Source organism: Litchfieldia alkalitelluris (assembly GCF_002153425.1).
In the GTDB taxonomy this organism is placed as follows: Bacteria; Bacillota; Bacilli; order Bacillales; family Salisediminibacteriaceae; genus Evansella; species Evansella alkalicola.
On record NZ_KZ119600.1, the window covers coordinates 712,197 to 725,373 of the forward strand.

The 13,177-nt window shown below is 38.1% G+C and carries 12 protein-coding genes; 9 read left to right on the plus strand and 3 right to left on the minus strand.

The window, feature by feature from the left end:
- Positions 1-26: 26 nt before the first annotated feature.
- Positions 27-737: a YecA family protein gene (locus tag BW724_RS23930; protein ID WP_088073680.1), complete on the minus strand. Its 711-nt coding sequence runs from the start codon at positions 735-737 to the stop codon at positions 27-29.
- Between the two features lie 204 nt (positions 738-941).
- Here BW724_RS23930 and BW724_RS03405 point away from each other — a divergent pair, with 204 nt between their 5' ends.
- The 6 genes from BW724_RS03405 to BW724_RS23440 all read left to right on the plus strand — a co-directional run bounded on the left by BW724_RS03405 (position 942) and on the right by BW724_RS23440 (position 5,954).
- Positions 942-1,394 carry a MarR family winged helix-turn-helix transcriptional regulator gene (locus BW724_RS03405; protein WP_088073681.1) on the plus strand — a complete coding sequence of 151 codons (453 nt, stop codon included), beginning with the start codon at positions 942-944 and terminating at the stop codon, positions 1,392-1,394.
- A 337-nt stretch (positions 1,395-1,731) separates the two neighbouring features.
- Positions 1,732-2,682, plus strand: coding sequence for an ABC transporter permease (locus BW724_RS03410; RefSeq protein WP_088073682.1), 951 nt, complete (start codon positions 1,732-1,734; stop codon positions 2,680-2,682).
- Positions 2,675-3,625 carry an iron chelate uptake ABC transporter family permease subunit gene (locus BW724_RS03415; RefSeq protein ID WP_088073683.1) on the plus strand — a complete coding sequence of 317 codons (951 nt, stop codon included), beginning with the start codon at positions 2,675-2,677 and terminating at the stop codon, positions 3,623-3,625. The genes BW724_RS03410 and BW724_RS03415 overlap by 8 nt, the downstream gene beginning before the upstream one ends.
- The gene (locus BW724_RS03420) at positions 3,619-4,377 is read left to right on the plus strand and encodes an iron ABC transporter ATP-binding protein (RefSeq protein WP_088073684.1); all 759 of its coding nucleotides are present in this window, start codon (positions 3,619-3,621) and stop codon (positions 4,375-4,377) included. The genes BW724_RS03415 and BW724_RS03420 overlap by 7 nt, the downstream gene beginning before the upstream one ends.
- A gap of 340 nt (positions 4,378-4,717) precedes the next feature.
- Positions 4,718-5,722: a siderophore ABC transporter substrate-binding protein gene (locus BW724_RS03425; protein ID WP_088073685.1), complete on the plus strand. Its 1,005-nt coding sequence runs from the start codon at positions 4,718-4,720 to the stop codon at positions 5,720-5,722.
- Positions 5,723-5,804: 82 nt separating this feature from the next.
- Positions 5,805-5,954 (plus strand): hypothetical protein, encoded by a 150-nt coding sequence (locus BW724_RS23440; protein ID WP_176371272.1) that lies wholly within the window; start codon positions 5,805-5,807, stop codon positions 5,952-5,954.
- Positions 5,955-7,094: 1,140 nt separating this feature from the next.
- On the opposite strand, the gene BW724_RS03430 is transcribed toward BW724_RS23440, so the two are convergent.
- Together BW724_RS03430 and BW724_RS23445 are read right to left on the minus strand one after the other, a co-directional pair.
- On the minus strand, positions 7,095-7,943 hold the full coding sequence (locus tag BW724_RS03430; protein WP_176371273.1) for a nuclease-related domain-containing protein: 849 nt from the start codon (positions 7,941-7,943) through the stop codon (positions 7,095-7,097).
- A 611-nt stretch (positions 7,944-8,554) separates the two neighbouring features.
- A complete protein-coding gene (locus BW724_RS23445) occupies positions 8,555-8,731 on the minus strand; it encodes a hypothetical protein (RefSeq protein ID WP_176371274.1) in 177 nt (58 codons plus the stop codon).
- Between the two features lie 324 nt (positions 8,732-9,055).
- Between BW724_RS23445 and BW724_RS03435 the strand changes: the two genes are divergently transcribed.
- The 3 genes from BW724_RS03435 to cydB all read left to right on the plus strand — a co-directional run bounded on the left by BW724_RS03435 (position 9,056) and on the right by cydB (position 13,169).
- Complete coding sequence (locus BW724_RS03435) at positions 9,056-9,808, plus strand: response regulator transcription factor (protein ID WP_088073687.1); 753 nt, start codon at positions 9,056-9,058, stop codon at positions 9,806-9,808.
- A 977-nt stretch (positions 9,809-10,785) separates the two neighbouring features.
- On the plus strand, positions 10,786-12,150 hold the full coding sequence (locus BW724_RS03440; protein ID WP_088073688.1) for a cytochrome ubiquinol oxidase subunit I: 1,365 nt from the start codon (positions 10,786-10,788) through the stop codon (positions 12,148-12,150).
- Positions 12,147-13,169, plus strand: coding sequence for a cytochrome d ubiquinol oxidase subunit II (gene cydB / locus BW724_RS03445; protein WP_235848881.1), 1,023 nt, complete (start codon positions 12,147-12,149; stop codon positions 13,167-13,169). The genes BW724_RS03440 and cydB overlap by 4 nt, the downstream gene beginning before the upstream one ends.
- Positions 13,170-13,177 lie beyond the last annotated feature (8 nt).

Genomic DNA, 13,177 nt, shown 5'->3' on the forward strand with positions numbered 1-13,177 from the left:
GGTACCTTTTTATTTTTATGAAGCACTTAAACTAAGTCTTCCATTCGTTCTTTCACGCCTTCTAGAGCGTCTTGATCCTCAGACATAGCACGTGCTTTTTCATAAAGCTGAACGGCTTTTTCTTTATCAACATTAGCTAATTTAGGGAAGATGAGGGAGTTATACATATCGCCCCAGCGAATATATCCCCATGGATTATCGTATTCTTTTGTTATTTGCTCAAACAATCTTTCCCCTTTAGTAACTTCACCGATTAAGAATAAACCTTCTGCTGCTGCTGTTCCCATATTAAATAAAAGGTTGGAGTTAGATTCAGGGAAGTGGTGTCTAAACTGTTTTGCAAAATCAATTCTTACTTGTATGTATCTTTCATCTTTATGGCCAGCTCTCTCCAGTGCCATGTCAAAGTCCTGCACCCAATTGAACAACAGATGGTGACCTGTCATTCTATCATCTATTAATCTATCTGCTTCCTGTATGTCTTTGATATCACTAACGGCAATCCATTCTAGGCATTTCATCCAAGCTGCAACCCAATAATCACATGCTTGACTAGCTTCGTTTTTGTAAAAAAAAGTGTAGCCTTGTTCAATATCGCGGTCTACTTCTTCAAAAGGTGCGTCGATCGTAATTGATGGCTGGATCTCCTCCTTGTTTAAGTTTATACAGCATTTTTTATATTTTTTTCCACTGCCACAAAAACATGGATCGTTTCTGCCGATGTCCATTCTATTCATCACTCCTCTTATATATTATTGTAGACTATAGTGGACGATTATGACAGAATTTTCAAATGTTAAGGAACACTATTTTTCTTATAAAACCTTTTCTAACATACTAGGAAATGGTAATGTATTAATGATAGGGTAGATTGCTTATCACATACGATTATTTTCAAGGTATGCTAAATAAAACAATGACAGGTTGAATAGGAGATCGAGATGGATTATCGCAAATATGTTTTAGCTGAATCAGTGGGTTACAGGATTACTGCAACAGCAAGATTAGTCATTAATCGGTTGAACAATAATTTTAAGGCAAGGAATCTCCCTGTGACACACGAGCAGTGGGCAATCATGATTCGGCTATGGGAAGAAGATGGTCTCACACAGTACAAACTCTCACAGCTTACGGGGAAAGATCAACCTAGTGTGTCGAGATTAATTAATAACTTAGAAAAAAATGAAATCGTCACGCGTGTATCACATCCAGTGGACAAGAGAACCAATCTAATTTTTCTCACAGCAAAAGGTAAAAAAATGCAGGTTGGTTTAATTGAGCAGGCCCAAAAGACAATTGATGATATATCAAAAAATATATCCGAGGAAGATATGAATACCTTTTTAAAGGTCTTAACTCAAATTGATGAAAACTTAACGGAAGAACAGGAGTAGTGCTCTACGGCGAGAATCGTAGAGTGCTTTTTTGTTTTAAGGGGAAGGCTAGAGGCGTCTGCCCCTCTAGTGAAAGTAGTTGTGGGGACAATGAAAACAATTATCATTTGTAGAAAGTAGTTTCGTTCATACTTAGAACACGCTATGTATATACATTATTCTTGGGAATCCCCTATTGAAAACTTGTTTAAACAAATTGTTTGTTAATTTATCATTGACAATGATTATCAATAGCAATTATAATGACATCAGTGAAGTGATGAGAATAGTTCTCAATTAGAATCATTCTAAATAAGATCCAAGGATCAGAAATAGCCGTCAGTAAGGTGTTGTTTTCATGAAGAAGAGGTATTTAGTTCTCGTTTTAGTAATTTTATCAATAATATCGATTTTCCTTGGAGTCATTTCCATATCTCCAAAGGATATTTTTCAGTTAACTGATAATCAAATTCAAATATTACTACAGAGCCGAATTCCGAGGCTTATCAGTATTATCATTGCAGGAATGAGCATGAGTGTTGCAGGCCTTATTATGCAACAGCTTTCAAGGAACAAATTCGTTTCTCCAACCACGGCAGGGACAATGGATTCTGCTAGATTTGGTGTCTTAGTTTCTCTAATGCTTTTTACATCTGCAAGTCCTTTTGTGAAAATGGCAGTGGCTTTTGCTTTCGCATTATTGGGAACATTTATCTTTATGAAAATTCTAGACAAAGTTAAATACAAGGATGCAATTTTTATCCCATTAGTGGGGTTAATGTTTGGTAATATCATTGGATCTATCACAACATTTTTCGCATTGCAGCATGATCTTGTTCAAAACATGTCTTCCTGGATGCAAGGGAATTTCTCACTCATCATAAGTGGAAGATATGAGCTATTATACTTGAGTATTCCACTGTTAATACTTGCTTATCTATATGCAAATAAATTTACTGTTGCAGGGATGGGAGAAGAGTTTTCTACAAATCTAGGATTGAATCATAAGCGAGTGGTGAATACGGGATTAGTCATCGTGGCGTTAATTACTACGGTAGTTATTTTGACAGTGGGCATGATTCCTTTCTTAGGACTTATCATTCCGAATATCGTTTCCATTTATCGCGGTGATAACTTGAGGGATAGTCTTCCACATACAGCGCTGTTAGGGGCTATATTCGTTCTATTTTGTGATATTCTCGGTCGAATTGTGATTTACCCATATGAGATCCCAATTGGTTTGACAGTAGGTGTAATAGGAAGTGGGATTTTCCTTTACCTATTATTGAGGAGAAAAGCCTATGAGTAATAAAACAAAGATTATCATACTTGCAGTAGGCGTACTCCTGTTAATAGCATTATTTATGTTTACAAACTTAGGCTCCAACTTAAGCTACATATTGCCAAGACGAGGATACAAAATTCTTGCCATTGTTTTAACAGGTAGTACGATAGCTTTTGCAACGATTATCTTTCAAACGATAACGAATAATCGTATTTTAACACCAAGTATCATGGGGCTTGATTCTTTATATTTACTTATTCAAACATTCATTATATTCGTCTTTGGATCAACGAGCATGAGTGCTGCGAATCCTAACCTTAATTTTTTTATCTCTGTAGGGCTTATGATCGCGTTCGCAGGATTGTTTTACAAGATTCTATTTCGGGGCGAAGATAGGAACATTTACTTCCTATTATTAATAGGAATTATCTTTGGAACATTCTTTAGTAGTTTGTCCACGTTTATGGAAGTGTTGATTGATCCGAATGAATTTTTGGTGGTCCAGGACAGAATGTTTGCTAGTTTTAATAATGTGAACACAGATATTTTAACAGTTTCCCTTGTACTGATTGTGGCAGTTGTCATCTATTTTGCTAGATTCTTTAAGTATTTAGATGTGCTGGCTTTAGGGAAAGAGCATGCAGTCAATCTTGGTGTGGACTATGATTATGTTGTAAAACGGCTGTTAATTATCGTAGCAATCCTGATCTCTATTGCTACAGCTTTAGTAGGACCTATCACATTTTTAGGACTACTCGTGGCAAATGTCACCTACGAGTTTTTGAAAACACATGAGCACAAGGTTTTAATTCCAGGTGCAGTGTTAGTTAGTATTGTTGCCCTTGTTGGGGGCCAATTAATTGTGGAACGAGTATTCAGTTTTTCCACGACATTAAGTGTCATTATTAACTTTATCGGTGGCGTGTACTTTATCTATCTCTTATTAAGGGGGAGTAAAAATTGGTAGTAGTTGAAGGTGTTTCTAAGCTATATGGGAATAAAGCTGTTATTGATGATGTTTCTGTAAAAATTCAGAAGGGGAAAATAACTTCGTTTATTGGCCCAAACGGTGCTGGAAAAAGTACTTTGCTTTCCATGATAAGCCGTTTAATCGCAAAAGACAGTGGTGAGATTAGTATCGACGGGCAAGATCTTGGAAAGTCCAAGAGCAATGATCTAGCCAAAAAGATTTCCATCTTAAAGCAATCAAACCATATAACGATGCGCTTAACCGTACGTGATCTGGTAGCCTTCGGACGCTTTCCATACTCTCAAGGTCGCCTGACGAAAGAGGATAAGAGATTCATCGATGAAGCGATCTCATATATGGAGCTTGAGGATATACAAAATAAGTACTTAGATCAACTGAGTGGTGGACAAAAGCAGCGTGCTTTCATCGCAATGACAATTGCTCAAAATACAGAGTATATTTTGCTAGATGAACCATTGAATAATCTAGATATGAAACACTCTGTACAGATTATGAAAGTGCTACGTCGTCTAGTTGATGAACTTGGAAAAACAGTAGTCATTGTCATTCACGACATCAACTTTGCATCTTGCTATTCTGATTATATCGTAGCCTTAAAGGACGGACGAATCGTAAAGGAAGGTCCAACCTGGGACATTATCCAAAGCGATGTTTTAAAAGAAATATACGGTTTGGACATGGAAGTTCAATGTATTAATGATAACAAGATTTGTGTGTATTTCTCTTAGTGACGCTTCAAGGAAGGCTGCTTCTGTAGGTAGTGTTTAAAGAAGGTAGCTTCTGGAGTTTGTGTTTAAAGAAGACAGCTTCATGGGTTTGTGTATAAGACAGCTTCAGGACCTTAGTGAGGGAGTTTGGAGTTATTTAGGGGAGTTTGGTGACTGGTTTTGTTGCTTTTTTGTGGCTGTTGCACGCTAGTTGTTAAATTTGCCAGAAGTGGGGGCTTGCTTTGGCTACATTAAGTGGCTCGCTACGGGTACATTTGGTGGTTTGCTATGGTTACATATGATGGCTCGCTTCTGGCAGAAAAATATATATAAATTTTAATTAAATAGGGGTGGATATACGATGAGAAGTAAGTGGTTGGTAGTTTTATTAGCTTTATTTTTAGCTATCGCATTGGTAGCTTGTGGCACAGATGAAGAAGGAAGTGCAGATGCTGGATCTGAGACGGGAGCGGCTGATTCTGAAACTGGTGAGGATGCTGAATCAAGTGAGGGTGCTGAATCTGACGCAGCTGGAGAAGTTGTTGTTGAGCACGAATTAGGAGAAACAGTGATTACGAAAAACCCAGAAACTGTTGTAGTATTTGATTTCGGTATTTTAGACTCCCTTGATCATATGGGTGTGGACGTTGCTGGAATTCCACAAGCTAACGTACCTTCATACTTAGATAAATTCGCAAGTGATGATTATTTTAACGCAGGTGGACTGTTCGAGCCAGACTTTGAAGGAATCAGCGAATTGCACCCTGATTTAATCATTATTTCAGGAAGACAACTTGATTTATACGATGAGTTTTCTAAGATTGGACCAACGTTATTTGTTTCCCTAGATAATTCGAATTACCTTGAATCATTTTCAAACAATATGAGATTGCTAGGTGAAATTTTTGAGAAAGAAGACTTTATCGAAGATGAACTAGCAAGAATTGATGACGAAATTGCTACGATTAATGAGAAAACTTCAGCGGTTGAAAATGCATTAGTTATTCTTGCAAATGACGGAAATATCAGTGCATATGGACCAGGATCACGCTTCGGTATGATTCATAGCGAATTTGGTTTAGATCCAGTGGACGAAAATATTGAAGTTTCAAACCACGGAATGAACGTATCATTTGAATACCTTGCAGAGATGGATCCAGAGTATTTATTCGTAGTAGACCGTGGGGCAGTTGTTGGTGGCGAGTCATCTGCACAACAAATTCTTGAAAACGACTTAACTGCTGGAACACGTGCTTTTGAAAATGATAATGTTGTTTATTTGAACCCTGAATACTGGTACATTGCTGGCGGCGGCTTACAGTCAGTTAGCGAAATGGTAAAGGCAATAGAAGAAGGGATTCAATAATTTTTTTGTGACTTTTTAGGGTGATAATGATTATCATTATCGATGGTGGTGTTTGAATCGGTTGATGTCGGGGGCGCTGTGGATGTCGATGAAGTTTTTCGGTATCGGTATCTGTGGGTATCGATCTCGATGTCTGTATCGGTCGGTGTTCGATGTCGTTGCAATTGTAGTTGCATTTTTCGTTGGAGGTTCTAGGTGTCGGTTCGGTTTATTAGATAGTGGATTAGGTTAGGTAAGGCTTTAGTAGATAAGGTTTGGTGGGAAGTACAGGAGGGGTTATCATACTCATTCTGTACTTCCTTTATTTGTTTGTTTTGATGTGAGGGTGGGGGCAGGGGGTAAAGGTAAAATAAATTGAGTTTAATTGCCCGAAGCAGCTGGTTGGCGCGTGCAAAGGTAAAATAAATCGGGTTTAATTGCCCGAAGCAGCTGGAGGAAGCATGCAAAGGTAAAATAAACCGAGTTTAATTGCCCGAAGCATGTGGAGAGAGCGTGCAAAGGTAAAATAAACCGAGTTTAATTACCCGAAGCAGCTGGTTGGCGCGTGAAAAGGTAAAATAAATCGAGTTTAATTGCCCGAAGCATGTGTCGAGCGCGTGCAAAGGTAAAATAAATTGAGTTTAATTGCCCGAAGCAGCTGGTTGGCGCGTGTAAAGGTAAAATAAACGGGGGTTAATTGCCCGAAGCCTGTGAAGAGAGCGTGTAAAGGTAAAATAAACCGTGTTTAATTGCCCGAAGCAGCTGGAGGAAGCATGTAAAGGTAAAATAAACCGTGTTTAATTGTCCGAAGCATGTGGAGAGTGTGTGTAAAGGTAAAATAAACCGTGTTTAATTGCCCGAAGCCTGTGGAGAGCGCGTGCAAAGGTAAAATAAATTGAGTTTAATTGCCCGAAGCAGCTGGTTGGCGCGTGCAAAGGTAAAATAAACGGGGGTTAATTGCCCGAAGCCTGTGAAGAGAGCGTGTAAAGGTAAAATAAACCGTGTTTAATTGTCCGAAGCATGTGGAGAGTGTGTGTAAAGGTAAAATAAACCGTGTTTAATTACCCGAAGCAGCTGGTTGGCGCGTGCAAAGGTAAAATAAATTGAGTTTAATTGCCCGAAGCCTGTGGAGAGAGCGTGTAAAGGTAAAATAAACCGTGTTTAATTGCCCGAAGCCTGTGTAGAGCACGTGCAAAGGTAAAATAAACCTAGTTTAGCTGCCAAAAACAGCAGCAGTGAATGCTATAAAAAAACTAACTTAAGTTTACTTTCCGTACTGGTAATAAATAAAAACTCATACAATGTAAACATTGTATGAGCCCGAACTAATACATATAGTATTTACCTCAACTGAAAGTAAAGTATTACCTCAATTGAAAGTCCTAGTATCTCCTTATTTGAGAGTGTAATATCTATTTTTATAGCTTAGGTGGGCAATCAAATTCCTATTCAACACTCTCCTAATTGCTTTAATTGGTATCTCCTTTCCACACCATTTGAAAATCTCAATCGTGGTAATTGGTTCTTCTGGAAAAAGCAAAACAAATTCTTTTACATTCCTTAAGATAGCATCGTCGAATAATTCTACTCCATGACATTGAGGGCATTTTAGGTGACGATTGATAGACTTCATGAACACGTCTTCGCATTTCGAACAACGGACGCCTTTCGCTAACATTTCAAGACTATACCCTGGAATTCGGCTCCTACTCGATTTTTCCACAGATAATGAAACGAGGCGTTCTGCTGCTTGTATATGTTGTTTCGATATTTCAGAGTTTCCTTTATTTAATTGTTTAATAAATTGATCAAGTTGTGTTGGGAATATGATCGGTTGGTCCTTTGGAGCATTATACAAGGTGAACTGAGGATTGGGAAAAATCACATTGGCACGAATTGGAATCGAAATGCGATAATACTGAAGAAGTTTTTGCAGTAAAGTCTTTGTTCGGTCTAATTGTTTCAATGGGTTTGCGGTAATATTTCCGTTTGGAGAAAACCACTCGCCGTTGTCGATATAGTAATCACCTTCTTGACTTTTCACTTCCATTAAGAACAGCTGCCCGTGTAAAAATGATAGTTTATCAATTTGAAAAGTGTTGTTGTTCCAATCAAAAAGGATTCCATTGATGTGTAGCGATGGGCATTCTAGTTTTTCAAAAAGCTTGTCCACAACCACTTCTCCTTCATAGCCTTTCTTCAGTGAGTTGAAGATGTATTTATCATTATTAGATAATTCCATCCTCCCATTCAAAATAGTGAACATCATCAATTCATAAGATTTCCTGCGTTCCAAAAGTATCATGGGAACATCGCTTCCTTTCTTGAATATATTAAATTATTTTAGGGGGTGCCTAAAATAGAAAAACCTAAATTTAAATGGCGCTATTAGTAATGGAAGAAACTAGCTTAGAACGGTTGAAAATATTTTTAGAAGAAACTGGGTTTGGGCGGTTGAAGATAATATAGAAGAAACTAACTTAGATAGTTCGGTGATAATCCCACTAGACCTTTTGAGGACACTCGAATGGAAAAAACTAAACTTGGTCAAGATTTTTTAGGGAGACAGTAAAAAGCGGCATTATGAAAGTTGTTATAGGTGATATATATAATAGAAGAAACTAGTAGTGGATTAACAAGGATAGTAGAATTGCAAAGAGGTTGATGGGGAGACCTGTATGATTTGATGAAGGGAATCCTGATCGAACTACGAGGGTACTATTTTTATCCCATTTGATATATCATACCACATAATTGATAGTGTTAGTTGAAATTCTTCCAGTACGTAGCCTTCCATTTAATTATACAAATGTACATTACATTTGTTAAGTGGATAAAAACTCAGCCACCCCCCTAGGCAACGAAAGTGTAATAAATCACTAGTGCGATGATGAAAAGGATTGATACGAAGAGGAGAGCACCTTTAAATTTTTTGAGGGTAAACTTTTCTCCTGAATCCATGAATAACTCCAAACTGACATATAGAATAACTAAGAAGCCAAGTCCAACTAATAATAGCTGCGATAACATCCTATCACTCCTAAATTTCCTTAAAGAATATAAAACTAAAACATTAACATCAAAAGTTCTCGAAAGAAAGCAACCTCCTATTATTACGAATGCCTGAGATAAAAGTTTCAAAATCTCAGCTTGTAAACTTGAAAAGGTTTCTCTCATTTAGATAATTGAGAAAAACAACTTTCTTGTATCTTTTGTATAAAAATTCAATATATTACCAATTTGGTGTGGTTTTGTTTAAAATGAAAGTACAGAGTGTTCACTGCTTCTATGTTAATAATTGTAATTTAATTGCGGATATTGCTTATGCTCTTATACATTTAGGAGGAAGATGCGATGTGGAGGCGTAATTCTATCAATGTACTTATCGTAGATGACGAACCAGATATGATCAAATTAATAAGCCTTATACTAACAAAGTACAGGAAGGACCGTATTACATCTGCTGTCAACGGATTAGAAGCAGTGGATTTAGTTAGGTATCAAGAATTCGATGTCGTTATTTTGGATATTATGTTACCGGGAATTGATGGATTTGAAGTATGTAGAAGAATGCGCCATTTTACGAATATTCCTATCCTCATGTTATCTGCTAGATGTAGTGAAGAAGATAAGGTTAAGGGTCTAGAAGTTGGGGCAGATGATTATTTAGTAAAGCCTTTCAGCGCAAAGGAGCTCCTGGCTAGAATTGATGCCATCTATAGAAGAGTTCATCAATATGATCAGAAAGAAAATGGTGTTGTATTTAAGACCGGTGCGATTGAATTAGATCTTATTGGAAGAAAAGTTAGACATTTCGGTCATGAGGTCAAGCTGACTAAGAAGGAATTTGATTTACTTCAACTTTTTATTCAGCATAAAGGACATGTTTTTTCCCGCCAACAGCTCTTGGATCACATTTGGGGAGTGGACTTCTTAAATGCCACTACAAGAACTGTTGACACGCATGTAAAAACGTTGAGGCTGAAGTTAAAACAAAGTGGTAGCTGTATTCAAACGGTTTGGGGAATCGGATATAAATTTGAATGCGTTTCAGCTAGGGGTGAGGATAAATATTTGGGTCCGGAACCGGAAAAATTAGACCTGTGATATGGGGCGAGGCTATGTTGGTTTACTCGTAGCATGGTGTTTGTGGGATTCAGTTAGTTGATGATTCTCTATCTAAATTGGTGTAAATTGGTAGGTTTAGGTTTTGTATGCAATCAGTTTGTGCTTAAATGCTATGTGCTAACAAAATCAATTTCAGAAGGATTCATATTAGGCAGTAGAACGAGTAGTTTCGTTCTACTGTTCTTTTTTGTGTGATAAAAAGCGAGTTGTTACAGCTGCCTGCTGAGTTTAATTGCCCGAAGGAGTTGGAGGGGGGCGCAAAGGTAAAATAAATCGAGTTTAATTGCCCGGAGCAACTGGAGGAAGAGCGTAAAGGTAAAATAAACTGAGTTTAATTGCCCGAAGCCGTTGGAGGAAGAGTGTAAAGGTAAAATAAATCGGGTTTAATTGCCCGAAGCAGGTGGAGAAATCGTGTAAAGGTAAAATAAACCGGGTTTAATTCCCCGAAGCAGTTGGAGGAAGAGCGTAAAGGTAAAATAAACTGAGTTTAATTGCCCGAAGCCGTTGGAGGGGGCGGGCAAAGGTAAAATAAATCGAGTTTAATTACCCGGAGCAGTTGGAGGAAGCGCCCAAAGGTAAAATAAATCGAGTTTAATTGCCCGAAGCAGTTGGAGGAATCGTGTAAAGGTAAAATAAACTGAGTTTAATTGCCCGACCAGATGAGTGCATTACAAATAGGTAAAACATCGCCCCTCCCTCCTCTTAAAATGTCATAAACACTCCAAACATATCTCACAGAAATTTCACAATTCCCTCCTAAACTAAAATATAGATGATAATCATTATAAAGAAAAAACTAGTATAAACACAGCGAACATACGAAAGACTCAAAAACTAGTCTAAGCACACAAACACACTAAGAACTCTAAGCACTTAAAGCACACAAAGGACTCAAAGCACTCAAACCACACAAACCACACAAACCACACAAAACACACTTATGGGAGGGGAAGCAGATGTTAGATGTATTGTTGTTGTCGAGGATTCAATTTACTTTTACAGCTGTCATTCATTATTTATTTGTTCCATTGACGATAGGACTTGCAGTATTTATAGCCTATATGGAATTTAAGTACTGGCGAACAAGTAACCCATTGTACGATAAGATGTCGCGTTTTTGGACGAAATTATTCTTAATTAATTTTGCTATTGGACTTGCAACAGGGATTACGATGGAATTCCAATTTGGTACGAACTGGGCAGCTTACTCTAGGTATGTTGGGGATATATTTGGAGCGCCACTAGCTGCTGAAGGAGTATTTGCATTTTTTCTAGAATCGACATTCATTGGTTTACTCGTATTCGGAAGAAACAAAATATCAAAGGGAATGCGGTTTTTCGCGGCACTCATGATCGCCGTGGGGACGAATCTATCTGCGTTTTGGATTATTGCCGCGAACTCTTGGCAGCAAACACCAGCAGGGTATGCGATAAATAACGCGATGAATAGGGCGGAATTAGCGAGTTTTAGGGAAGCTGTATTTAATCCTTCGACAATGGTGAGGTATTCCCACGTTGTTATTGGTGCATTAATTACTGCAGCTATATTTGTGATTGCTATCAGCGCTTACTTTTTAATAAAAAACAAAAATGTCATGCTTGCCAAAAAATCGATGCAAGTTGCTATCGTTATAGGGCTAGTATTTACTGTGCTTCAAGGCTTCTCAGGACATACGCATGGGGCACTTGTAGGAGAGACACAGCCTGAAAAGCTCGCTGCATATGAAGCGCATTGGGAAACGCAAGAACGGGCGCCACTCTTATTGTTTGCTATTCCAGATACTGCAAACGAGACGAATAGATTTGAAATAGGTATTCCAGGACTCCTTAGTTACCTTACTTTTAGTGATTTCAATGCATCAGTGACGGGGCTACAGGAATTCGCAGCAGAGGATAGGCCGCCTGTAACGGGGAACTTTTATGCCTTTCGAATCATGGTTGGGTTAGGAATATTTATGATTGCTTGGATGATTTATCTTTCGTTTCAATTGAGAAAAGGTAGGTTGTGGGATAATCATCTAGCTTTAAAGGTGTCATTATTTATTTTACCAATGCCTTTCCTAGCAAATATATTTGGTTGGATTGTTGCCGAGTGGGGAAGACAGCCTTGGATCGTATATGGTCTCCTTCGAACAGAAGACGCAGTATCTCATCTGAGTGTAGCCGAGGTAGCAATTTCATTAACTTTATTTGTAACGATCTATCTCTTCCTGCTGTATCTGATGATCTATTTGATGCAAAAAGAAGTTCGGAAATTTGATATGGATAAGGATATAAAAACAGTTATAGAGGATGACAAGAAAGAGGGGGTATTAGGATGATCGACTTAAATATGATTTGGTTTTTCCTTGTAGGAGTATTGATCATTGGATACGCCGTCCTAGACGGATTTGACCTAGGGATTGGCAGCCTCTTTTACGTGCTTGGGAAAAACGATGAGGAAAAAAAGACCCTAGTGAATTCTATCGGTCCAGTATGGGATGGGAATGAAGTGTGGCTCTTAACTGGGGCAGGGGCACTTTTTGCTGCGTTTCCTTTCGTCTACGCCACTGTTTTCAGCGGTTTTTATCTTGCAATGATGCTCGTACTATTTGCATTAATCTTTCGGGCTATTGCCATTGAATATTACTTTAAGACAGATGATGATAAAAAGATGCAAAGGTTGATGGGGAAACTATTTTTTATTGGAAGTCTAGTTCCCTCCCTTCTTTTTGGGGTCGCCATAGGAAATGTGGTTGTAGGAATTGAGCTTGATGCCATGTCTAACTATGTAGGCACATTCTTTCAACTATTAAATCCATATGCACTCATTATAGGTGTAGTAGGTTTAGCAGGATTTTTACTTCAAGGGACGACATATACTATTTTGAAAACTGAAGGGGCGCTGCAAGAACGGGCAATCTCTTTAACTACCTTGTTCATGCCTATTCTCCTAATTACGTGGATTGGAGGGACTGCTGCTACCCAAATTTATGCACCGCACATGTTTGATAACTTTTTCAATAATTGGGTGTTATTGATTTTCCCATTCATTACGCTCATTAGTTTAGTTACGATCCCGTTCCTGTTAAATAGAAAGCGATATGGTTGGGTATTTATATCAAGCTCATTCATTATTCTCACTAAAATTTTAACGATTGCGATTGGGCTGTTTCCAAATCTCGTCATTGCAACGAACCCAATGAAAAATCTAACCATCTATAATGCATCATCAACAGATTTAACCCTTACTGTTATGCTCATAATCGCTTTGATTGGTATGCCCCTTGTTATTGCTTATACAGCTTACGTTTACTATGTTTTTAGAGGGAAAACTCCAGCGGAGCGGGAAGGATATTAATGGTAACC

What these genes read in the sequence shown, in the direction of transcription:
- BW724_RS23930 (WP_088073680.1), bottom strand. Translation starts at nt 737, where the DNA reads ATGAATAGAATGGACATCGGCAGAAACGATCCATGTTTTTGTGGCAGT.
- BW724_RS03405 (WP_088073681.1), top strand. Translation starts at nt 942, where the DNA reads ATGGATTATCGCAAATATGTTTTAGCTGAATCAGTGGGTTACAGGATT.
- BW724_RS03410 (WP_088073682.1), top strand. Translation starts at nt 1,732, where the DNA reads ATGAAGAAGAGGTATTTAGTTCTCGTTTTAGTAATTTTATCAATAATA.
- BW724_RS03415 (WP_088073683.1), top strand. Translation starts at nt 2,675, where the DNA reads ATGAGTAATAAAACAAAGATTATCATACTTGCAGTAGGCGTACTCCTG.
- BW724_RS03425 (WP_088073685.1), top strand. Translation starts at nt 4,718, where the DNA reads ATGAGAAGTAAGTGGTTGGTAGTTTTATTAGCTTTATTTTTAGCTATC.
- BW724_RS23440 (WP_176371272.1), top strand. Translation starts at nt 5,805, where the DNA reads ATGTCGATGAAGTTTTTCGGTATCGGTATCTGTGGGTATCGATCTCGA.
- BW724_RS03430 (WP_176371273.1), bottom strand. Translation starts at nt 7,943, where the DNA reads ATGGAATTATCTAATAATGATAAATACATCTTCAACTCACTGAAGAAA.
- BW724_RS23445 (WP_176371274.1), bottom strand. Translation starts at nt 8,731, where the DNA reads ATGTTATCGCAGCTATTATTAGTTGGACTTGGCTTCTTAGTTATTCTA.
- BW724_RS03435 (WP_088073687.1), top strand. Translation starts at nt 9,056, where the DNA reads ATGTGGAGGCGTAATTCTATCAATGTACTTATCGTAGATGACGAACCA.
- BW724_RS03440 (WP_088073688.1), top strand. Translation starts at nt 10,786, where the DNA reads ATGTTAGATGTATTGTTGTTGTCGAGGATTCAATTTACTTTTACAGCT.
- cydB (WP_235848881.1), top strand. Translation starts at nt 12,147, where the DNA reads ATGATCGACTTAAATATGATTTGGTTTTTCCTTGTAGGAGTATTGATC.